Below are 21,733 nucleotides of genomic sequence, written 5' to 3'. Positions count from 1 at the left end.
GTAGAGGATCAGGCCCACTCTTTGCGCAGTTGCCGCGCGGCGCTGACCATGTGCACCAGCGCCGCTTCGGTCTCTGGCCAGCCTCGGGTCTTCAACCCGCAATCCGGATTGACCCACAGCCGCTCCACCGGAATACGCTGCGCCGCTTTGCGCAGTAAACCGACCATTTCCGTCACATCGGGAATCCGTGGCGAGTGAATGTCGTACACGCCGGGGCCGATGTCGTTCGGGTAGGCAAACGCTTCAAACGCTTCGAGCAGTTCCATGTCCGAACGCGAGGTTTCGATGGTGATGACATCGGCGTCCATCGCCGCGATCGACTCGATCACATCGTTGAACTCGCTGTAGCACATGTGCGTGTGGATCTGCGTTTCGTCGCGCACGCCGGAGGCGCACAGGCGGAATGCTTCGCTCGCCCAGTGCAGATACGCCGGCCACTGCGCCCGGCGTAACGGCAAGCCTTCACGGAACGCCGCTTCGTCGATCTGGACGATTTTGATTCCCGCCGCCTCCAGATCATTCACCTCGTCACGAATGGCCAGCGCCAGTTGTTGAGCCTGCACCTCGCGGCTGACGTCTTCGCGCGGGAACGACCACATCAGCATGGTCACCGGGCCGGTCAGCATGCCTTTCAAGACCTTGTCGGTTAGGCCTTGGGCGTAGCGGATCCACTCGACCGTCATCGCCTGCGGGCGGCTGAGGTCGCCGAAAATCACCGCCGGTTTGACGCAGCGCGAACCATAGCTCTGCACCCAGCCAAAGCGGGTGAAGGCATAGCCGTCGAGCTGTTCGGCGAAGTATTCGACCATGTCGTTGCGCTCGGCCTCACCGTGCACCAGCACATCCAGGCCGAGGCGTTCTTGAATTTCCACCGCGTGGCGAATCTCCGTGTGCATCGCATCGGTGTAATCGGCCGCGCTGAGCTTGCCTTGCTTGTAGGCCTGACGCGCCAGACGGATCGCCGACGTTTGCGGAAACGAGCCAATGGTGGTGGTCGGGAATAACGGCAGGTCGAGCTTGCCGCGCTGTTTGGCAATACGCTGGGCAAACGGCGATTGCCGTTGCGCATCCCTGGCAGTGATCGCCGCGACCCGCGCTTGCACCGCCGGTTTGTGAATACGCGGCGAGGCAGCGCGGCTGGTCTGCACCGAACGGCTTTGCGCGAGGGCACGCAGTACCTTCGGCGCTTCCGGTTCGCTGACCGCTTGAGCGAGCACGGCGACCTCTTCGCACTTCTGCACGGCGAACGCCAGCCAGCTTTTCAGTTCGGCATCGAGCTGGTCTTCGCGGCCCAGATCAACCGGGCTGTGCAGCAATGAACAGGACGGTGCTACCCACAATCGATCACCCAGACGCTCATGAGCATGGCGCAGCGTCGCCAGCGCGTTTTGCAGATCGCAGCGCCAGACGCTCCGACCGTTGACCACACCCAACGACAGCACCTTATAAGCCGGCAGACGATCCAGAATGGTCGGGTACTGATCCGGCGCGCGCACCAGATCGATGTGCAAGCCATCGACAGGCAGGTTCGCCGCCAGACCGAGGTTTTCTTCCAGACCACCGAAGTACGTGGCGAGCAGTTTTTTCAGCGGATCGCGCTGGATCTGGTTGTAGGCGCGCTCGAAGGCATTCTTCCAGTCCTGCGGCAAATCGAGCACCAGAATCGGCTCGTCGATCTGCACCCACTCCACACCCAACGCCGCCAGCCGCGCGAAGATCTGGCCGTACAGCGGCAGCAGGCGATCAAGCAAATCGAGTTTGTCGAAGTCGACGCCTTTGGTTTTGCCCAGCCACAGATAGGTCAGCGGACCGATGATCACCGGTTTGACGTTGTGCCCCAGCACACGGGCCTCTTCGGTTTCCTCAAACAACTGCTCCCAACCGAGCTGGAATTGCTGATCGGCGCTGAATTCCGGTACCAGGTAGTGATAGTTGGTGTCGAACCACTTGGTCATTTCCTGAGCGTGGCCTTCGCCGCAGCAAGTATTGCTGACGCCACGGGCCATGCTGAACAGGGTCTGCAGCGTGGCTTTGCCGTCATGGGGGCGGAAGCGCTCGGGGATCACGCCGAACATCAGCGAGTGGGTCAGCACTTGGTCGTACCAGGCGAAATCGCCAACCGGCAGCAAGTCGATGCCGGCGTTTTTCTGCAAGTCCCAATGGACCTTGCGCAGCTCACGCCCGACGTCACGCAGGCCCGCCTCGTTCAGTTCTCCTTTCCAGAACGCCTCTTGCGCTTTCTTCAGTTCGCGGTCGCGACCGATGCGCGGAAATCCCAAGGAATGGGCCAGTGCCATGACAAACAACTCCAGATGCTTATTCGATGGCGGGTATTGTCGGGAACCGGACTTGATGAAACAAACTCAATAAATTCTAGATCATCACAAGTTCTACTCATGCACAGGCGCCCCGTAGGAGCTGTCGAAGGCTGGGATCTTCTGGCCGTAGGGACTCAGAGCTTCCAAGGCTGCATTCCCACGCGGAGCGTGGGAACGATCAGAACACGTCAGGGCAACATGCAAGTTTTCGTTCTATCGTTAGATCCAAATGGCTGGATTTTCCAAGGATTAGAGGTTGCGAGAGAGGATGTCTGCGCCTAAGTTGCACGCGAGTCTTTTCCCCGCGATTGGAACGCGATCAACACCATAAAGAGGTGAAGAAATGTCAAAGGAATCACGCCCTGCCGTGCTTGGGCTGATAGGCAATACTCCGCTGGTGCAGGTCACCCGCTTCGATACCGGACCGTGCACGCTGTTTCTCAAACTCGAATCGCAGAACCCTGGCGGCTCGATCAAGGACCGTATCGGTCTGGCGATGATCGACGCTGCCGAACGTGACGGTCGCCTGCAACCGGGCGGGACGATTGTCGAGGCCACTGCCGGCAATACCGGTCTGGGTCTGGCGCTGGTCGGCCGCGCCAAAGGCTATCGTGTGGTGCTTGTGGTCCCGGACAAGATGTCCACCGAAAAAGTCCTGCACTTGAAGGCCATGGGCGCCGAAGTGCACATCACCCGCTCCGATGTCGGCAAGGGCCATCCCGAGTATTACCAGGACGTCGCCGCCCGCTTGGCCAAGGACATTCCCGGCGCGTTTTTTGCCGACCAATTCAACAATCCCGCCAACCCGCTGGCCCATGAATGCAGCACCGCGCCAGAGATCTGGGCGCAGACCGAACATGATCTGGACGCCATTGTCGTCGGCGTCGGTTCGGCCGGCACGCTGACCGGGCTGAGTCGTTTCTTCAAGCGCGTGCAACCGGATCTGGAAATGGTCCTCGCCGATCCGATCGGCTCGGTGATGGCGCAATACAGCCGCGACGGTACCTTGCCGACGCCCGGTTCGTGGGCGGTCGAGGGTATCGGCGAAGACTTCATTCCGTCGATCACCGACCTCTCCAGCGTGCGTCACGCCTACTCGATCAGCGACGCGGAAAGCTTCGATCACGCGCGCCAGTTGCTCAAGGCCGAGGGCATTCTCGGCGGCTCATCGACCGGCACACTGTTCGCTGCCGCGCTGCGTTATTGCCGCGAACAGACCGAGCCGAAACGCGTGGTCAGCTTCGTCTGCGACACCGGCACGCGGTACCTGTCGAAGGTCTACAACGACCAGTGGATGACCGATCAAGGCCTGTTGCAACGCAAAGGCTACGGCGACTTGCGCGACTTGATCGCACGGCGTTTCGAGGACGGCCGGGTGATCAGCGTCGGCCCTGACGACACCCTGCTCACTGCGTTTCAGCGCATGCGTCTGGCGGATGTTTCGCAACTGCCGGTGCTGGTCGAAGGCAAGCAACTGGTGGGCGTGATCGACGAGTCCGACATCCTCCTCGGCGTCCACGAAGATGCCGCGCGCTTCAGCCAGTCAGTGTCCAGCGTGATGACCGACAAACTGCAAACCCTCGCCCCGGCTGCGACCCTGGCCGAGCTGGAAGCGGTGCTCAGCCGTGGCCTCGTCGCGATCATCGCTGACGGTTCCGGCTTCCATGGCCTGATTACCCGCACCGACATGCTCAACCAATTACGGAGATCCCTTGCATGAGTCAGCACGACGATAAATCCCAAGGCTTTGCCACCCGGGTGATCCACGCCGGACAAGAGCCCGACCCGACCACCGGCGCGCTGATGCCGCCGATCTATGCCAACTCCACCTACCTGCAAGACAGCCCCGGCGTGCACAAGGGGTTCGACTACGGCCGCTCGCACAACCCGACGCGCTTCGCGCTGGAGCGCTGCGTCGCCGACCTCGAAGGCGGCACCCGCGCGTTCGCCTTCGCCTCGGGGCTGGCGGCGATTTCCACGGTGTTGGAACTGCTCGACGCAGGCTCGCACATCGTTTCCGGCAATGACTTGTACGGCGGCACCTTCCGCCTGTTCGACAAGGTTCGCCAGCGCAGCGCCGGGCACCGTTTCAGCTTCGTCGACCTGACCGATCTGTCGGCGTTCGAAGCCTCGCTGCAGGACGACACGCGCATGGTCATGGTCGAAACTCCGACCAACCCGCTGCTGAGCCTGTCGGATCTGGCCGCCATTGCGCGCATCTGCCGCGCGCGGGGGATCATCTGCGTCGCCGACAATACCTTTGCCAGCCCGTACATCCAGCGCCCGCTGGAGTTGGGCTTCGACATCGTCCTGCACTCGACCACCAAATACCTCAACGGCCACTCCGACGTGATCGGCGGCATTGCCGTGGTCGGACAGAACGCCGAACTGGCGGAAAAACTCGGCTTCCTGCAGAACGCCGTCGGCGCGATTTCCGGGCCGTTCGATGCATTCCTCACCCTGCGCGGGGTGAAGACTTTGGCGCTGCGCATGGAACGCCATTGCAGCAACGCCCTTGATCTGGCGCAGTGGCTCGAGCAGCAACCGCAGGTCAAGCGCGTCTACTATCCGGGCCTTGAGTCGCACCCGCAGCACGAACTGGCCAAGCGGCAGATGCGTGGCTTTGGCGGGATGATTTCCGTCGATCTGAACAGCGACCTGGCCGGTGCGCGGCGCTTTCTGGAAAACGTGAAGATCTTTGCGTTGGCCGAAAGCCTCGGTGGCGTGGAAAGCCTGATCGAGCATCCGGCGATCATGACCCACGCGACGATTCCACCGGAGACGCGCGCCAAGCTTGGTATTGGCGATGGGCTGGTGCGGTTGTCGGTGGGGGTTGAGGATGTTGAGGATCTGCGGGAAGATTTGGCGCAGGCTTTGGCTAAGATGTGACTCTTTGAAGGGGCTGCATCGCAGCCCAACGGGGATAAATACCCTCGCCACACGGGGAACCCCCTGTGGCCTTTCGATCTCTCGATTTTATTGTCATACAAGTCTTTTTGAAAATGGCATTAAGTCTGCCGAATGAAGAGCTCCGTGCTGCTGCGCAAACTCGACAACACAAGTGTCGCAACATTCGCCCACCTCATTTCGCTTCTTGGTGTCAAACAGCATATGGAATACGGCGCTCGCTTGTTAATTACACAGGGAAGAAAATGAATCATTATAAAAATCTAATTAAATCGATTTTAAGTTTACTTTTTTATTTAACTCAGTCACCGCATCGGCAGTGCTTTCACAGGAACAGCAGGCAGCCAAGGATCGCGGCATTTCACTATATAAACAAGAGAAAAATGCAGAGCGTGAATTGCGCATTGCCGCTGAGGCTGGCGATGCAGAAGCACAATTTTATCTGGCGCAACAACTTCGCCAACTGGAACTTAATAAAGCGCTAGACTCGAAAGAATCTGTAAAGTGGTTCGTGGCTTCTGCTAATCAAGGCAATTTATTCTCCCTATATCAGTTGTCTCACAACGTCAAGCTGTGTGTTATTGCTGCATTTTGTCCCGAAGGGGAAAAAGCCGAGGTGAATGGGATCAAGAGTACAGAAAAACTTTAATGGAGAAATTTGCCTCAAATGATTTGCAACAACTAGGCGAACTAAATGATTGGGTAGCCAAGTCGGATGTTGTAGGAGAGTGGTTTCATCTACAGGATGAGCTTCGTTATGCAAAAAACCACAGTGTGGAAGATACGCGCGAATGGCTCGTACATTCTGCTAATCAAGGAAATTTTAACTCCCTGCTTCGTCTGGCTCTTGATGATGGAGATAAATTATGCACCATCGTTGAGAACTGCCCGAAGGGAGATAAAACTCAGCGCGAGTGGAAATCAGAATTTGAGAAGATTGCGCGAGAAAAAATTGCTTCCGGTGACATGAAAGCTGCATATTTATTATATGTAGGAAATTCTGATTTTAATATGTTGATTAAATCAGCAGAGGGAGGCTACCCGCTCGCACAATATCAACTTGCCGAGAGCTATTCAGCTGGAGATGGATTTTTTGGTGGTTTGGGCAGCGCCGCAAGGAAATCAACAAGTGGTATAAGCGAGCGGCTGAAAATGGCTATCCAAAAGCAATGATTGCCTATGCAGCCTCTATTTATGAATATAACGGAGATCTATCAATTTCCCGATATTGGCTAGAGGAATCTGCGAAGGTGGGTGACAGCAATGGTATCGGTTTGCTTGCTCGAGAGTATGCGAGTAATCCAAATTACTATGGCTTTCCATTTGATATGGTGAAGGCTTACGGCCTTACGTTGCTTTTAGCAGGCTTAGATAATGATGAGTCTGATAAAGAGTATGATCGGGAAAGATTAGAAGAATATTCTAAAAAAATGACACCCGAACAAATCGAGCAAGGCAAAGCTTTTGCCGAAAAATGGAAGGTCACTCACCCGATTGAAGGCGTTTAATCTCAGCGGCCAGCGGGACCGGAAACAGGTGTCAAGCTTCGTGCTTCAAGTCGCTGAGGCCATCGTTGCAATGGTCGCATGCGATCAGTGATGGCTTACTGCCGATCCTGCCATCTGACGTTCCCTGCGGGCCGGACTTTCGCGGTGCGCGTTGAGCCAGGCCAAACAGCCGGCCCGTTTCACCCTTTCGGGCTTCAATCCCAAACTTTTCCGGCCTTCGGCCTGCACTCACCAATTAGCTTGAGCCGAGCCAGTGAGTCGAACGCCTGTGGTTGATTGGCGAATTGCTCAACTACGTCGTGGCTGAAGGCTCTGATCAGTGCGGTTGTCAGTTGGGGTTGAGGACGTTGAAGACCTGCGCGCCGACCTGGCTCAGGCGCTGGCAAAAATGTAAACAGCTCCACACAACGAAGCCCGCACGATGCGGGCTTCGTCTTTTTTGTCCGTCGATCTCCCCGCCGTGGCAGTTCCCGAGGCCGATCCTATACTCAATCGGCTCGATCAAAATTATCTCGACACCCGCACGCCGTTCGGTGTGCCCGTGCCTTTCGCCAACCAGGTAGAACCCAAGCCAGTGAGTCGTGGCGTCTGTATGCATCGCGCGCGATTGATCGCTGTTTGGCAACGGGTCGTGGAGAAAACCATGAAATACAAGTTGTTGTCAGGCGTGCTTCTTGCGGTAGCGGCCAGCGTTGTGGTGCCGAATGTCTTGGCGGCGCAACCGCAGGCGTTGGCTTCGGATGGGGCTGATCATGTTGGCGCCGGCGCAGTGGCTGCCGATGGCGCCGATCGTGTCGGTGCCGGCGCGGTGGCTGCCGATGGCGCTGATCGTGTCGGTGCCGGCGCGGTGGCTGCCGATGGCGCTGATCGTGTCGGTGCCGGCGCGGTGGCTGCCGATGGCGCTGATCGTGTCGGTGCCGGCGCGGTGGCTGCCGATGGCGCTGATCGTGTCGGTGCCGGCGCTGTGGCTGCCGATGGCGCTGATCGTGTCGGCGCTGGCGCAGTGGCTGCCGATGGCGCTGATCGTGTCGGCGCGGGCGCAGTGGCTGCCGATGGCGCTGATCGTGTCGGCGCGGGCGCGGTGGCTGCCGATGGTGCTGATCGTGTCGGCGCCGGTGCAGTGGCTGCCGATGGCGCTGATCGTGTCGGCGCAGGCGCGGTGGCTGCCGATGGCGCTGATCGTGTCGGTGCCGGAGCATTGGCAGCGGATGGGGCCGACCGCACCGGCGTCAACCGAGTGGCCTACTCCCGGGTCGGAGTCGGTTCTGATCGCGTGGCATCGGCGCTGATGACCGGCAGCTATTCCGACCAGTTCAACAGCCCACAATAATCGCCGCGAAATAACGGGCGAGCTCCTGAGCCGCCCGTTTACATTGGCCTTTACAGCATCTGTTCAACCGCTGCGCCTTGTCGATCACGCAGGGCGCGCAACGTCGCGCGTAACTCGGCCGGGCGCACAGGTTTCGACAGAATCGCAATCTGGCGGTCATGCAAGGCAGCCTGAATTTTCTCGACGTCATGCCCGGTGATGATCATTGCCGGCACCGCCCAACCGCGCCGCCTGCGCACTTCGTCAATGCATTCGATGCCAGTGGCGTGGGTGCCGAGGTCATAGTCGGCGACGATGATGTCGCAGTCGGTGACCAGGCCTTCAGCCGACCACTCGGCCTGCACCACACAGCCCCAGCGTTCGAGCAACGCCGAAGTCGCGAGCAACACGTTGCGGTCATCCTCGACCAGACACACCTTCAGTCCGGTCAACAAACCCATCTGCCGCGCTTCACTGCGAACCACCAGTGACTGCGGCGCGGCCACGATCGGCAACCCCGCAAGCGTCACAGCTGTGCCGCGCCCCAACTGTGAACGCAGAGCAACGTGCACATCGATCAGTTCACCAAGACGCTTGATGATCGACAGGCCCAGCCCGACGCCCTCGACATCTTTGTCGCGCACTTGCCGTACCCGATAAAACTCCTCGAAGACCTTGTGCAGATGCTCTTCGGCAATGCCGTTGCCACGGTCATGGATGACGATGGCCAGCCCTGCCCCACGTCTACGCACGCCGATCAGCACGGGTCGTTGCGCGCCGTATTTGAAGCAGTTGGAGAGCACGTTCTGCACCATGGTCGCGAGCAGCGCCGGGTCGGTTCTGACCCAGTGGTTGCACGGTCGCAGCCGCAGCTCGACGCCTGCCCAACGGGCCGCTTCCTGGTGTTGGCGTATCAGATCCGCAAGCCATTCACCAAGATTCAGCGTTTGCATTTTCGCTTCGATCCGACCGTTATCGAGGGTGTAGAGGTCGAGAATCGAGCGGAACAATTGCGAAACGTTGAGCAGCGAGCGGTCGATGTTATCGACCAGCCGCCGCTCGTCGTCGCCCAGGCGCGACTCTCGCAGACACGCGGTAAACAGACCGATGGAATGAATCGGCTGACGCAAGTCATGACTGGCCTGCGCCAGAAACCGCGACTTTTCCAGGTTAGCCGCCAGCGCTTCTTCCGACGCCTTGCGCGTACGCTCAAGCAGCAAGTGCGCATAAAACGGAATCACCGTGCTGGTGATCAGCAGCATCAGCACCATGAACGGCTGCGCCTGCCAATGCGGCGTCAGGCGATAGACCACCAGCAGCGCCACCAATGCAAGGCCGGTGGCGATTGCCAGATAGCGCGAGCCGTAGCGCATGCCGTTGCCGAGATTGACCCAGACCATCACCGCATACAACGGCAGCGCCGCTTCGCCGCCGATCACCAGTCCAAAACAGGTGCCGGTGTAATCGTGGACCATGGCAAAAATCCGCCGCGCCGGATAATGCCCGGGCCAACGCGCAATGGCTTGGCGGAACGTGATCGAAGCCAGCAGAAACAAGACAATGTAAGTGATGACCGGCAGGTAGGTATCGAAGCGATGGCCCGGCAGAAAACCCAGCACGACCATGTAAACCACCGCAATTGCAGCGATGATAATGCGCAGGTTGGCTTGGTCGAGTTCGGTATTTTTTTCGAACTTCATGGTAAACGTCCTTGTGCAGCAATCGTCAGTTTCGGAAGCAGCCTACAGGCAACCTTCGCGTCCAGTGCTAAGGTGCAGGCCTTGAATCACGCCTGACCCAGGGAGGGTCGCGTCATGACGTGCCGGATCATCATAGCCGACGATCACCCGCTGTTTCGCGAGGCGATGCTGCGCACAGTGCAGCGCTTGCTGCCCGATGCCGATACCTGCGAGGCTGGCGACTTCGACGCGGTGCTCAAGCTGCTGCCACAGGGCGACGAGCCGGACACGCTGATGCTCGATCTGCGTTTTCCCGGACTGACCTGCATCACTCAACTCGCCGACTTGCGCCAACGATTGCCGCGCACCACGCTGATCGTGGTGTCGATGGTTGACGATCAGACGCTGATCAGTGAAGTCATGGCGGCGGGCATCGACGGTTTTATCGGCAAGAACATTGCGCCGGATGAAATTGGCCAGGCGATTCTGGCGATCCGTGAAGGCGAGGTGCTGGTGAAGTCGGCGCCGTCCGGCTTGTTGCCGCTGGAAACCGCGACGACGCTGACGCCGCGTCAGCAGGACGTGCTGCGGTTGATCGCGCAAGGCAAGACCAACAAGGAAATTGCCCGTGAGCTGGATATTTCGCCGTTCACGGTGAGGATCCATGTGTCTTCGTTGTTGCGCACGCTGGACGTGCCGACGCGGGCGGCAGCGGCGGTCAAGTATTCGGGTCTGTGAACCCTTTTATGGATCAACCTGCGCCATCAGATCCGGCACCGACTCCGGCCGTTTCGCATAGCGCTGCGCCAGCACCGCGCAGACCATCAGCTGAATCTGGTGGAACAGCATCAGCGGCAGAATCAGCACGCCGATGGTGCTGCCGGCGAACAACACCTGCGCCATCGGCACGCCGGTGGCCAGGCTCTTTTTCGAGCCGCAGAACAGGATGGTGATGCGGTCTTCCTGATTGAAGCCGAAGGCTTTGCTCAACAGAATTGATGCCACCAGAACCAACGTCAGCAGGATGCAGCAGACCACCACCAGGCCGAGCAACTCGAACAACGGAATCTGCTGCCAGATGCCTTCGTTGACGGCTTCGCTGAATGCGCCGTACACCACCAGCAGAATCGAACCCTGATCAACGAATTTCAGCCAGTTCTTGTTGCGCCCTACCCACGCGCCGATCCAGCGGCGGGCGATCTGCCCGGCAATGAACGGCAGCAGCAATTGCACGCTGATTTTCACGATCGCATCGAGGGTCGAACCGCCGTCACCGTGAACGTTGAGCAGCAGCGTCACCAGCAGCGGCGTCAGAAAAATCCCGAACAGACTGGACGCCGCCGCACTGCAGATCGCCGCCGGAATATTGCCTCGCGCCAGCGAAGTGAACGCGATCGCCGACTGCACGGTGGCCGGTAATGCGCACAGATAGAGCATGCCCATGTACAGCTGATCACCGATCAGCGGTGACAACAGTGGTTTGAGCGCCAGACCGAGAATCGGGAAGAGCACGAAGGTAAGCCCGAACACCAGCAGATGCAGACGCCAGTGGCCAGCGCCGGCGATGATCGATTCGCGCGACAGCTTGGCGCCGTGCAGGAAGAACAGCAGGGCGATGGCGATGTTGGTCAGCCAGCCGAAGCCGACTGCGACCTGGCCGCTGGCGGGCAGGAAGCTCGCCAGCAAGACGACGCCGATCAAGGTCAGGGTGAAGTTATCGGGCAGAAAACGTGGGCGAGTCATGCGGTTCATCCGAAGGTTGCCAGTGCGTGCCGACGACTCTAACGTGACTGGCAATTACCGACTAACGCCGAAGAGCCGCCAGATGCCGCCTAAAGGACATTCCAAGAGCGTTCGCCGCAGTGTTCCCGGGCTGCCCAGCCTGCCGCGCCCCGTTTACGGACGCACCGAATCGCTGCCCAATCGCGCCCTCACCCGCCGTCATAGCCATCCGTGGGTGCAGTTGTCCTACGCGATCCAGGGCGTCCTCGAAGTGCAGACCAGCGCTGGCCGTTTCGTCGCGCCGCCGGAGCGTGCGGTGTGGATTCCGGCCGGCGTGCCGCACCGGGTGTTCAGCGCACCGCATACGGAAATGCGCAGCCTGTACATCGACAGCAGCGTCACCGGTTGGGCCGCCGAGCATTGCCATGTGCTCGGCGTCAGCGCGCTGCTCAGGGAATTAATTCGCGCCTTCAGTCAGGTCCCGGTGGAATACGACGAGAGCGGCCCTGACGGACGCCTGGCCCAGGTAATCCTTGATCAATTGGCCGACGCGCCGACCATCGACTTGATGCTGCCGCTGCCGCAAGACGCGCGCCTGAAGCAGATCTACCAGAGCCTTGAGCAACACCCGGAGCAGCAGACCACCCTGAGCCACTGGAGCGAAAAATTCGGCATCACCGAAAAGACTCTGACGCGCCTGTTTCTGCGCGACACCGGCCTGACCTTCCGCGCCTGGCGCCAGCGCCTGCGCTTGCTCGGAGCTCTAACGCCGCTGGAGAAAGGTGAGCGTGTGACCGACGTTGCACTGGCTTGTGGATACGACTCGACCTCGGCGTTTATCGCCGCGTTTCGTCAGCAGTTCGGCGAAACGCCGGGAGAGTTTTTCCGCTGACACTTCGTTTTTGCCGAACTGTCAGTCAGAAATAAACGATTTTTCTTTGCTCCAGATCCGTCGCTAGCATGGCCCCGTCTGACTTTGATCGAGAAGAGAAGATGATCCCTGTGGGAGCGAGCCTGCTCGCGAACGCGGTGGGTCAGCAACCTCAACTTCACTGTTCCATCGCATTCGCGAGCAGGCTCGCTCCCACAGGGGATGCGCTTGCTGCAAATAAAAAGACAGGGAGCGTGCCATGCCTGCCACGAACATCAACATCGGCGAACCCTGGATGTGGGGCGCCTTCATCGTCTTCGTTCTGGCCATGCTGGCCCTGGACTTGTTTGTCTTCGGCGGGCGCAAGGCGCACCGGGTATCGGTGCGTGAAGCATCGGCCTGGGTGGTTGCCTGGTGCCTGTTGGCGCTGAGCTTCGCCGGGTTGCTCTGGTGGTATCTGCACGGTGAATTCGGCGGTGAAATCGCCCGGCAGAAAACCCTGGAATTCCTCACCGGTTACCTGATCGAGCAGTCGCTGTCGATCGACAACATGTTCATCTTCGTGATGATCTTCAGCTACTTCGCCGTGCCGCCGGAATTGCAACGACGAGTGCTGCTGTACGGCGTGCTCGGCGCGATTGTCATGCGCGCGATAATGATTTTCGCCGGTGTGTGGCTGGTGTCGCAGTTCGAATGGCTGCTGTATGCCTTCGGTGTGTTCCTGATCATCACCGGGATCAAGATGCTGGTGTTCGCTGATCATCAACCGGATCTGGAAAAGAATCCGATATTGCGCTGGGTTCGCGGGCATATGCGCATCACCAGTGGCTTTCACGGCGAGAAGTTTTTCATCCTGCAGAACGGCGTGCGCTGGGCAACACCGATGTTCCTGGTGCTGGTGCTGATCGAGGCCAGCGACCTGATGTTCGCGGTCGACAGCATCCCGGCGATCTTCGCCGTCACCACCGACCCGTTCATTGTTTTCACCTCGAACATCTTCGCGATCATGGGCCTGCGCGCGCTGTACTTCTTGCTGGCGGACATGGCTGACCGTTTTCATCTGCTCAAATATGGGCTGGCGATCGTGCTGGTGTTCATTGGCGGCAAGATGGTGCTGATGCCGTGGTTCCACATGCCGGTGGAATGGTCGCTGGCAATAGTCGGGTCGGTGATTCTGGGGTCGGTGTTGTTGAGTCTGGCGACCAGCCGCGAGGCAGAACGCCGCACCGAATGACACAACACAACCCACCTGTGGGAGCGAGCCTGCTCGCGATTACGCCGGTTCATTCAACATAGGAGTTGAATGACACACCGCTTTCGCGAGCAGGCTCGCTCCCACATTTGAAGTGCGATGCTCTTATTTATCGGATTTGATACTGGTCCACACCCGCGTGCGCACCCGTTCCATTTTCTGCGGCAACGGTTGCACCACATACAGGGTTTTCAGCGCTTCGCTGGTCGGGGTCAGGTTGGGGTTGTCGGTGATGTCCTTGTTGACCAGCGGCATCGAGTCCTTGTTGGCATTCGGGTAACCGAGGAAATCGCTGATCGGTGCGATCACTTTCGGATCTAGCAAGTGGTTGAGGAATTCGTGGGCCTCGGCGACGTTCTTAGCGCTCTTCGGAATGGCGAACGTGTCGAACCAGATCGGCGCGCCCTCCTTCGGCAAACGCCAGTCGACCACCACGCCGTTGCCCGCCTCTTTGGCGCGATTGCCGAATTGGTAGAAGCTGCCGGAATAACCGATCGCCACACAGATGTCGCCGTTGGCGATGTCGGTCATGTACTTGGCCGAGTTGAAGTAGGTCACGTAAGGGCGAATCTTCATCATCAAGGCCTTGGCCTTTTCATAGTCCGCCGGGTTCTGGCTGTTCGGGTCGAGGCCGAGGTAATGCAGGGCCAGCGGCAGGATCTCCGACGGCGAATCGAGCATCGCCACGCCACAGGCCTTGAGCTTTTCCATGTTCTCGGGCTTGAACACCAGATCCCAACTGTCCACCGGCGCATTTTCGCCCAGGGCGGCCTTGACCTTGGCCGGGTTGAAGCCGATCAGCACGGTGCCGTACATGTATGGCACGCCGTACTGGTTGCCGGGGTCGTTGGCGTCGAGCAATTTGAGCAGGGCCGGATCCTGGTGCTGCCAGTTCGGCAATTTCGACTTGTCGAGTTTCTGGAACACGCCGGCCTTGATCTGGGTTTCGATGAACTGATTGGACGGCACCACCAGGTCGTAACCGGAGTTGCCGGTGAGCAGTTTCGCTTCCAGGGATTCGTTGGTGTCGAAGGTGTCCCAGGTCACTTTGATCTTGCTTTGCTCGGCGAAGTCCTTGGGCACTGACGGCAGGATGTAATCCGCCCAGTTGTACACCCGCAGTTCGCGCTGCTCGGCCTGGACGGCGCTGGCCAGCAGCGTCAAGCCACACACGGTGGCGCCCAGAATGCGTTTGATCGTGACCATGGTTGTTTCCCCGAATGCGACGTGAGATCGATGGTTTTTATGTTCTGTACACGGCAGTGGCTGTAACGATAGCCAAGGGCAAAAAAGGTCGAGCCTGTTGTTATGGTTTCGATTCTTGCTGACAGCGTAGCGCGATGACAGTAGGCGGCAGGCCAAAAGGGGATCGATATGGCCAATTTGCTTGACCGCCGAGATACGCACACAAAAATGCCCGGCACTGGGCCGGGCATTGCTGTGTTGCCGTTGGGATCAGTCGGTATAGCCGAGCCTGGCCGCCCTGCTCTGCTGCGCCTGACCACGGGTTGCGAGGCAGTAATACAGCGGCACCGTTACCACCAGACCGACCAGCCAGGACAGGTCGGCACCTTCCACCAAGTTGGCGTACGGCCCCACGTACAGCGAGGTGTTGGCAAACGGCAGCTGCACGATGATGCCGATGAAATAGGCAATGATCGCGTGCAGGTTGAAGCGCCCGTAAATCCCGCCGTCAGCGCGGAAGATCGAGGCGATGTCGTAGTTGCCGCGCTTGATCAGGTAGAAGTCGATCAGGTTGATCGACGCCCACGGCACCAGCACTAGCAACAACGCGAGAATCAGTCCGATGAATTCGGAAATGAAATCCGCCGAGGCACCGAGGGCGACCACGCAGCATCCGGCCAGAATCACGCTCGAGAGCACCACGCGCACCTTGATGCTCGGCGTCCACTGGCTGGCGAAGGTCTGAATCGAGGTGATGATCGACAACACTGCGCCATACAGATTCAGCGCGTTGTGGCTGATGATGTTGAGCAGAAACAGCACCATCAGAATCGGCCCCAGCCAGCCGGTGGACTGCTTGACCGCTGCCATCGCTTCAGTGCCTTCCGGCGTCGCCAGTACCGCCACCGCGCCAAAACTGAACGACAGAATCGTGCCCAGCGTCGCGCCCAAGTAAGTCGCCCAAAACGGTTTGGCGATACCGATGTCTGCTGGCAGATAACGCGAATAGTCGGAGACGTACGGCGAGAAGCTGATCTGCCAGATGATCCCCAGCGACACCGTCGCCAGCCAGCTGGAGAGATTGAAACTGCCGCGCGTCAGGAAGTCTGCCGGCAAGTCATGGGCGAAAATGTAGATGAATCCGGCGAGCAACGCGCCGCCCATCACCCAGGTGCCGATGCGGTTGAGGGTGTGGATGAAGTTGTAGCCGATCACACCGATCGCCGTAGCAGCCAGCGCGCCGATCAGAATGCTCAGCGGCGCCGGTACTGACGGCGCAATGCCGACAATGGATTTACCGGCCAGCACGATGTTGGAAATGAAGAAACCGATGTAGATGAGCGCCGCGAAGAACACGATCAGCAGTGCGCCATAACGACCGAACTGACCGCGACTCTGGACCATTTGCGGAATGCCCATGCGCGGACCCTGCGCCGAGGCCAGCGCAATCACCACGCCGCCGATCATGTGCCCCAGCGCAATCGCCAGCAGCCCCCAGAACAGATTGAGGTGGAACACCTGAACCACCATGGCGCCGGTGACGATGGGCAGTGGCGCGATGTTGGTGCTGAACCAAAGAGTGAACAGATCGCGCGCCTTCCCGTGGCGTTCCGCGAGTGGGACGTAATCGACCGTATGATTCTCGATCAACGGATCTTGCCGGGACATCTGGGACATATGCATGAACTCGAGTTTGTCTGTTTTTATCTTTGTATGAAGCCAAACCGGGAGGACTCTTGGGTCGCCCCTCAGATGCAGACCATATTATGGTATTCCAAGCTTTGCACAAGCCTGATCCGCTGATTCTGTCGCTGTCTGATCCGCTATCCTCGCTGATCCCGCCCCTGCACTGCTAGCTGGAAGCCCCGTAAACATTGAGTTTCCGACGAAATCGGCACGTTTATCGGTTCACCAGAAAAGCTCTTGCAAGATATGTATTACGGTATACCATCAGACCTACAACCCATAAAAACCGCGTCACACCACCCGAGGACCACCCAATGATCGATGCTGCCATTTACAAACAAGTCATGGGCTCGTTCCCGTCCGGCGTCACCGTCATCACCACGCTGGACGACGACGGCCAGATCGTCGGCCTGACGGCCAGCGCGTTCAGCTCGCTGTCGATGGACCCGGCGCTGGTGCTGTTCTGCCCTAACTACAGCTCCGACTCCTATCCCGTGCTGATCAAGAACAAACGCTTTGCGATTCACCTGTTGTCCAGCGTGCAGCAAAGCGAGGCCTATGCCTTCGCGCGCAAAGGCAAGGACAAGGCGCAGGGCATCGAGTGGACGTTGAGCGAACTGGGCAACCCGATCCTCGACAATGCGACGGCGGTGATCGAGTGCGAGTTGTGGCGTGAATACGAAGGTGGCGACCACGCGATCATGGTCGGCGCGGTGAAGAACCTGATCGTCCCCGAGCAGGTCGCCGGACCGCTGGTGTATTGCCACGGCAAGATGGGTGCTTTACCGGTTGTGGCGTGATTTCACCAGATCTCGGATATCCCATGTGGGAGCGAGCCTGCTCGCGAATGCGATGGGTCAGTTGTTACATTTTTGACTGACCCGACGCCTTCGCGAACAAGCTCGCTCCCACAAGTTTTGGTGTTGCCTGGGCGACCGTGTCAGGTCCGAAACCGGCTCACCAACTGATTCAACGTCTGCGACAACGCCGTCAGGTTCTGCGCATCCTGGCGAGTCGAATCCGCCAGGCTCGCCACCAACTGCGCATCACCATGAATCTGGCTGATGTGCCGATTGATGTCCTCCGCCACTTGATGCTGTTCCTCCGCCGCCGTGGCGATCTGGGTGTTCATGTCGCGGATCACGTCGACCGACTCACGAATCAATTCAAAACTCGCCCGCGCCTCGTTGATCGACACCACGGTTTCCTGTGACACCTCAAGGCTGGCGTGCATCTGCTTGCCCATCTGATGGGTGCGCCGCGCCAGATTGCCCAGCAGTGCGTCAATCTCACCGGTGGAATCCGAGGTGCGTTTGGCCAGCGCCCGGACTTCATCCGCGACCACAGCAAAGCCCCTGCCCTGTTCACCGGCACGCGCGGCTTCGATGGCGGCGTTGAGCGCGAGCAGATTAGTCTGCTCGGCAATCGAGCGGATGGTGCCGAGGATGGACTGAATGTCGTTGCTGTCCTGTTCCAGTTGCTGCATCGACTCGGCGCTGTGGCCGATCTCCTGGCTCAAGCGCCCGACGTTGCTCACCGCCGCATCGATCTGCTGCTGCCCGGTGTGTGCCTGACGCTGACCGTTGTCTGCCGAATCGGCCGCCTGACTGCACGAGCGCGCAACCTCGTTGGAAGTGGCGACCATTTCGTGAAACGCCGTAGACACCATGTCCACCGCCTCACGCTGACGCGAAGCCACGTCGGCCATTTCCGCCGAGACCTCGGTTGCGCTGCCGGAGCTGCTGTGAATCTGCCCGGCTGCCTGGCCGATGCGTTGAATCAACGTGCGAATCGCTTCGAGAAACTGGTTGAACCAGCCGGCCAGTTGCGCGGTTTCATCCTGCCCGCGTACTTCCAGTCGCGCAGTCAGATCGCCCTCGCCCTGGGCAATGCCTTCGAGTCCGCTGGCGACACCACGAATCGGCTTGACCATCAGCCCGGCGAACCACGCGCCGGCCATTGCAAACAACAGTGCGCAAACCACAGCAATAGCGCCGATCAGCCAGGTCAAACGAGTCGCCCCGGCCATCACTTCGCTCGCCTTGACCAAGCCGACAAACCGCCAGCCCAACGCCTGCGAAGGCCAGACCAGCGCCATGTAATCCTCGCCAGCCAATTGCACCTCGACCAGGCCTTTGCCCGCCTCGGCCAGTTGCTGATAACCGTCGCCGAGATCGCTGAGTTTCTTGAAGTTGTGCGCCGGATCACTCGGGTCGACCAGCACGGTGTTGTTGGCTTCCATCAGCATCAGATAACCGCTCTCACCGAGGCGGATCTGCTTCACCAGATCGGTCAATTGCTTGAGCGACACATCGATGTTGACCACGCCGGCATTGCTACCCAACTGGTTGTTGAAACTGCGCACGGTGCTCACCAGCACCACGTCATCCGCCGCCCAGTAATAGGCCTCGGTGCGCAGGGTTTTGCCGGGATTGGCCATCGCGGTTTTGTACCAAGGCCGGGTACGCGGATCGTAGTTGGCCAGTTGCGCATCGCCCGGCCAGAACAGGTAACCGCCCTGCTCGGTGCCGACAGATAGATAGGTGTAAGCCGGGTGCGCCTTGGCCAGACCGTCGAACAGCTTGAACAGCTGTTGATCCTGCGGCCCCAGCGGCACTTGCGCGGCGTCGCTGCTCAGGTAGCGTTTGAGGCTGGTGTCGATGCTCTGCAGTTGCGGATGCTCGGCCAGGTAAGCAACGTTCTGGCTGATGCCCTCGAAAAACAGCTGCATTGCGTTTTCCACCTGACGCACTTCGCGCCCGGTGCTGTCGGTAAAGGTGTCGCGCGCGCCCTCGCGGACATTGAGGATGATCAGCGCTGCCACCAGCAACACCGGCAGGCTGGCGATTACCGCAAACGCCAGAGTCAGTTTTTGTTTTATGTTCATTGCTTGCGCCTTCCTTGTTCGAAGTGTCGGTCAGAAATATTTTGCGGATATTCCGTATTATGGTATACCAATATTCAATCAACCGAACAGCCGTCCTCGAAGGCGTGCTTGAATGGTGAGAAGACTCGCGAGCGCGCAGCGTTCACGTCAGTTCGACAGGCCCGCACACGACCGGCCAATTACAAAAGACTCGAGGTAGCGTCATGAAATTTTCCCTGTTCGTACACATGGAACGCTGGGACGAAAGCGTCAGCCACCGCCAACTGTTCGAAGACCTGACCGAACTGACCCTGATGGCCGAGGCCGGCGGTTTCAGCACCGTGTGGATTGGCGAACACCACGCCATGGAATACACCATCTCCCCAAGCCCGATGCCGTTGCTGGCCTACCTCGCAGCGAAAACCACCACCATCCACCTCGGCGCCGGCACCATCATCGCGCCGTTCTGGCACCCGCTGCGCGTCGCCGGCGAATGCGCCCTGCTCGACGTGATCAGCAACGGCCGCATGGAAGTCGGTCTCGCGCGCGGCGCCTATCAAGTCGAATTCGACCGCATGGCCGGCGGCATGCCCGCCTCCAGCGGCGGCCAGGCCCTGCGCGAAATGGTCCCGGTGGTCCGCGCCCTGTGGCAAGGCGACTACGCCCACGACGGCGACATCTGGAAATTCCCCACCTCCACCAGCGTGCCGAAACCGATCCAGAAGCCAAACCCGCCAATGTGGATCGCCGCCCGCGACCCCGACTCGCACAACTTCGCCGTCGCCAACGGCTGCAACGTCATGGTCACGCCATTGATGAAAGGCGACGAAGAAGTCCTTGACCTGAAGAACAAATTCCAGACTGCACTGGACAACAACCCAGACGTACCGCGCCCACAATTGATGGTGCTGCGTCACACCCACGTGCACACCGCTGATAACCCGGACGGCTGGAAGGTCGGCGCGAAAGCCATCTCACGTTTCTATCGCACGTTCGATGCCTGGTTCGGCAACAAGGAAACTCCGGTCAACGGCTTCCTCGCGCCGAGTCCTGAAGAGAAGTTTGCCGGGCGTCCTGAGTTTGAACTGGAGAGCCTGCACAAGACCGCAATGATCGGCACGCCGGAAGAGATCATTCCGCGGATCAAGTATTACCAGGAATTGGGGGTGGATGAGTTTAGTTTCTGGTGCGACAACAGCTTGCCGCATGAAGAGAAGAAGAAGTCGCTGGAGTTGTTTATCAAGCATGTGGTGCCGGCGTTTCGCTAAAGGTTTCGCAGGTTAAACCAAAAAAACGCCCCGCTTCAGACGGGGCTTTTTTTGGAAAAAGGCATCAATTCGTGCAACCTGGCTTTCGCAGCCTATTCGCCGCTGCCATCCTCGCTGAGCACTTTGAAGGAGTGGAAGTTGAAAGCTATTTTTTCTTCTTCCTCATCAACCAGCTCATACCGGATACGATCCAGTCCGCCTTCAACCCTCGACACGCAAAGATCCATGAACTGTGTCAGGCCACCACCAAATCCCCGCACGTTCAGACCGCCCACGTTAAAAAATATGACCGCGATAGTCGCTGCTCCAAGATCCGCAGACTTCGCCAGCGTCATCAACAGGTTGTAACCGGTAAGTCCATCTTCGGAATCCAGGTGAAGACTTTCCACATAAACGTATTCACGCAGAAAACCATTCAGTGCTTCAACATTGCTCAATGGTTGATCCTCGTATGCTGTCCATTGTCACCCTTGCCCGGCCCGTACTGGTAGGTATGAGTATGAGGATCCGTATGAAAGGTTTTCGGATCCGATGGGTCATTGCGCCCGTGATCAGTGTAGTCGACACGTTTGACCATTCGCCCCCATTCATCATACTCAATCTTGGAATACTCCAGTTTTCCGGTCCTTGGGTTGTATTTCTCTTGATTGATTTCTCGTATCCCCGGGGTTACCTGCATCGATTCGTTTTTGTACCACGCCTTGTCCGGCAGAGCAGGTCCTGCCTTGATCCGAGCCCAATACTCATATGCTTTGTTGATTTCGGCAGACCCGATTACTGACTCGGCGCCGGAAGGTCGAGGCCTACCTACGCCGGCGTAATTGCCAGCAATGCCACCAGCCACACCGGCGATTGCACCAAGCACTGGTTCCCATTGCCCAACTACGTCGCTCAGCTTGACAACACTTTTCAATGCACGATCAGTAAGCAGGAACTTGTAATCCTTACAGACCTGAGTTGTGCACTCCAGCTTGTTAAGTACACTCAGACCGGCAGCGATCTGGCCCATCTGATCTTTCGCATAAGCTGCGCCACCAGTCTTTAATGCCTGGTCCAGAAGTTCATCGCTGAGCTCGCCGAAGCCCCGGCTTTTCCAGGTTTCCACCTGACAACGTTCGTCGCCGCCACAACTGGTCATTCCCTCGACGAAATCACGTGCATC

General features: G+C 58.8%; 18 protein-coding genes and 2 pseudogenes. 11 read left to right on the top strand and 9 right to left on the bottom strand.

From position 1 onward, the window contains the following. Window positions 1–8: 8 nt before the first annotated feature. Window positions 9–2,297: a 5-methyltetrahydropteroyltriglutamate--homocysteine S-methyltransferase gene (gene metE, locus ACZZ0K_RS08795; protein ID WP_258706816.1), complete on the bottom strand. Its 2,289-nt coding sequence runs from the start codon at window positions 2,295–2,297 to the stop codon at window positions 9–11. A 364-nt stretch (window positions 2,298–2,661) separates the two neighbouring features. Here metE and ACZZ0K_RS08790 point away from each other — a divergent pair, with 364 nt between their 5' ends. The 6 genes from ACZZ0K_RS08790 to ACZZ0K_RS08765 all read left to right on the top strand — a co-directional run bounded on the left by ACZZ0K_RS08790 (window position 2,662) and on the right by ACZZ0K_RS08765 (window position 8,063). Further along, on the top strand, window positions 2,662–4,038 hold the full coding sequence (locus ACZZ0K_RS08790; RefSeq protein WP_252882179.1) for a pyridoxal-phosphate dependent enzyme: 1,377 nt from the start codon (window positions 2,662–2,664) through the stop codon (window positions 4,036–4,038). Then, window positions 4,035–5,207, top strand: coding sequence for a cystathionine gamma-synthase (locus tag ACZZ0K_RS08785; protein ID WP_160769445.1), 1,173 nt, complete (start codon window positions 4,035–4,037; stop codon window positions 5,205–5,207). The genes ACZZ0K_RS08790 and ACZZ0K_RS08785 overlap by 4 nt, the downstream gene beginning before the upstream one ends. 337 nt (window positions 5,208–5,544) lie before the next feature. Further along, window positions 5,545–5,874 (top strand): hypothetical protein, encoded by a 330-nt coding sequence (locus tag ACZZ0K_RS08780; protein ID WP_463559057.1) that lies wholly within the window; start codon window positions 5,545–5,547, stop codon window positions 5,872–5,874. Further along, a complete protein-coding gene (locus ACZZ0K_RS08775) occupies window positions 5,874–6,398 on the top strand; it encodes a hypothetical protein (protein ID WP_463559056.1) in 525 nt (174 codons plus the stop codon). The genes ACZZ0K_RS08780 and ACZZ0K_RS08775 overlap by 1 nt, the downstream gene beginning before the upstream one ends. Further along, window positions 6,395–6,733, top strand: a complete 339-nt coding sequence (locus ACZZ0K_RS08770) for a hypothetical protein (RefSeq protein WP_463559055.1) — start codon at window positions 6,395–6,397, stop codon at window positions 6,731–6,733. Before ACZZ0K_RS08775 ends, ACZZ0K_RS08770 begins: the two co-directional genes overlap by 4 nt. A 643-nt stretch (window positions 6,734–7,376) precedes the next feature. Then, window positions 7,377–8,063, top strand: coding sequence for a hypothetical protein (locus ACZZ0K_RS08765; protein WP_252867755.1), 687 nt, complete (start codon window positions 7,377–7,379; stop codon window positions 8,061–8,063). A gap of 50 nt (window positions 8,064–8,113) precedes the next feature. On the opposite strand, the gene ACZZ0K_RS08760 is transcribed toward ACZZ0K_RS08765, so the two are convergent. Then, window positions 8,114–9,742 (bottom strand): ATP-binding response regulator, encoded by a 1,629-nt coding sequence (locus tag ACZZ0K_RS08760; RefSeq protein ID WP_258706818.1) that lies wholly within the window; start codon window positions 9,740–9,742, stop codon window positions 8,114–8,116. A 114-nt stretch (window positions 9,743–9,856) separates the two neighbouring features. Between ACZZ0K_RS08760 and ACZZ0K_RS08755 the strand changes: the two genes are divergently transcribed. Beyond that, window positions 9,857–10,459 carry a LuxR C-terminal-related transcriptional regulator gene (locus ACZZ0K_RS08755; RefSeq protein ID WP_252867757.1) on the top strand — a complete coding sequence of 201 codons (603 nt, stop codon included), beginning with the start codon at window positions 9,857–9,859 and terminating at the stop codon, window positions 10,457–10,459. A 6-nt stretch (window positions 10,460–10,465) separates the two neighbouring features. Here the strand turns inward: ACZZ0K_RS08755 and ACZZ0K_RS08750 are convergent, their stop codons facing one another. Next, complete coding sequence (locus tag ACZZ0K_RS08750) at window positions 10,466–11,464, bottom strand: bile acid:sodium symporter family protein (RefSeq protein ID WP_041480047.1); 999 nt, start codon at window positions 11,462–11,464, stop codon at window positions 10,466–10,468. Between the two features lie 82 nt (window positions 11,465–11,546). On the opposite strand from ACZZ0K_RS08750, the gene ACZZ0K_RS08745 reads away from it, so the two are divergent. Together ACZZ0K_RS08745 and ACZZ0K_RS08740 are read left to right on the top strand one after the other, a co-directional pair. Next, window positions 11,547–12,335 (top strand): AraC family transcriptional regulator, encoded by a 789-nt coding sequence (locus ACZZ0K_RS08745; protein WP_258706819.1) that lies wholly within the window; start codon window positions 11,547–11,549, stop codon window positions 12,333–12,335. 238 nt (window positions 12,336–12,573) lie between these two features. Beyond that, a complete protein-coding gene (locus tag ACZZ0K_RS08740; RefSeq protein ID WP_258706820.1) occupies window positions 12,574–13,548 on the top strand; it encodes a TerC family protein in 975 nt (324 codons plus the stop codon). 123 nt (window positions 13,549–13,671) lie between these two features. On the opposite strand, the gene ACZZ0K_RS08735 is transcribed toward ACZZ0K_RS08740, so the two are convergent. Next, window positions 13,672–14,772 (bottom strand): polyamine ABC transporter substrate-binding protein, encoded by a 1,101-nt coding sequence (locus tag ACZZ0K_RS08735; protein WP_041480044.1) that lies wholly within the window; start codon window positions 14,770–14,772, stop codon window positions 13,672–13,674. Between the two features lie 249 nt (window positions 14,773–15,021). Next, the gene (locus tag ACZZ0K_RS08730) at window positions 15,022–16,428 is read right to left on the bottom strand and encodes a purine-cytosine permease family protein (protein ID WP_258706821.1); all 1,407 of its coding nucleotides are present in this window, start codon (window positions 16,426–16,428) and stop codon (window positions 15,022–15,024) included. Between the two features lie 323 nt (window positions 16,429–16,751). Here ACZZ0K_RS08730 and ACZZ0K_RS08725 point away from each other — a divergent pair, with 323 nt between their 5' ends. After that, entirely contained in the window at window positions 16,752–17,237 is a 486-nt protein-coding gene (locus ACZZ0K_RS08725; RefSeq protein WP_056789336.1) for a flavin reductase family protein, read from the top strand. Window positions 17,238–17,377: 140 nt separating this feature from the next. Here ACZZ0K_RS08725 and ACZZ0K_RS08720 read toward each other — a convergent pair. Further along, a pseudogene (locus tag ACZZ0K_RS08720) lies at window positions 17,378–17,977 on the bottom strand (methyl-accepting chemotaxis protein); the annotation flags it as partial. Window positions 17,978–18,283: 306 nt separating this feature from the next. Next, window positions 18,284–19,168, bottom strand: a pseudogene (locus ACZZ0K_RS08715) (cache domain-containing protein); the annotation flags it as partial. Window positions 19,169–19,527: 359 nt separating this feature from the next. On the opposite strand from ACZZ0K_RS08715, the gene ACZZ0K_RS08710 reads away from it, so the two are divergent. Beyond that, complete coding sequence (locus ACZZ0K_RS08710; protein WP_056789330.1) at window positions 19,528–20,571, top strand: LLM class flavin-dependent oxidoreductase; 1,044 nt, start codon at window positions 19,528–19,530, stop codon at window positions 20,569–20,571. A gap of 92 nt (window positions 20,572–20,663) precedes the next feature. Here ACZZ0K_RS08710 and ACZZ0K_RS08705 read toward each other — a convergent pair whose 3' ends face one another. Both ACZZ0K_RS08705 and ACZZ0K_RS08700 read right to left on the bottom strand, forming a co-directional pair. Continuing rightward, complete coding sequence (locus tag ACZZ0K_RS08705; RefSeq protein WP_150741019.1) at window positions 20,664–21,008, bottom strand: hypothetical protein; 345 nt, start codon at window positions 21,006–21,008, stop codon at window positions 20,664–20,666. Then, the gene (locus ACZZ0K_RS08700; protein ID WP_463559054.1) at window positions 21,005–21,676 is read right to left on the bottom strand and encodes a hypothetical protein; all 672 of its coding nucleotides are present in this window, start codon (window positions 21,674–21,676) and stop codon (window positions 21,005–21,007) included. The genes ACZZ0K_RS08705 and ACZZ0K_RS08700 overlap by 4 nt, the downstream gene beginning before the upstream one ends. Window positions 21,677–21,733: the final 57 nt, after the last annotated feature.

This window comes from Pseudomonas sp. AC255 (genome assembly GCF_979258175.1).
The sequence above is the reverse complement of the archived record's forward strand: the minus strand, read 5'-3'. Positions and strand labels throughout refer to the sequence as shown.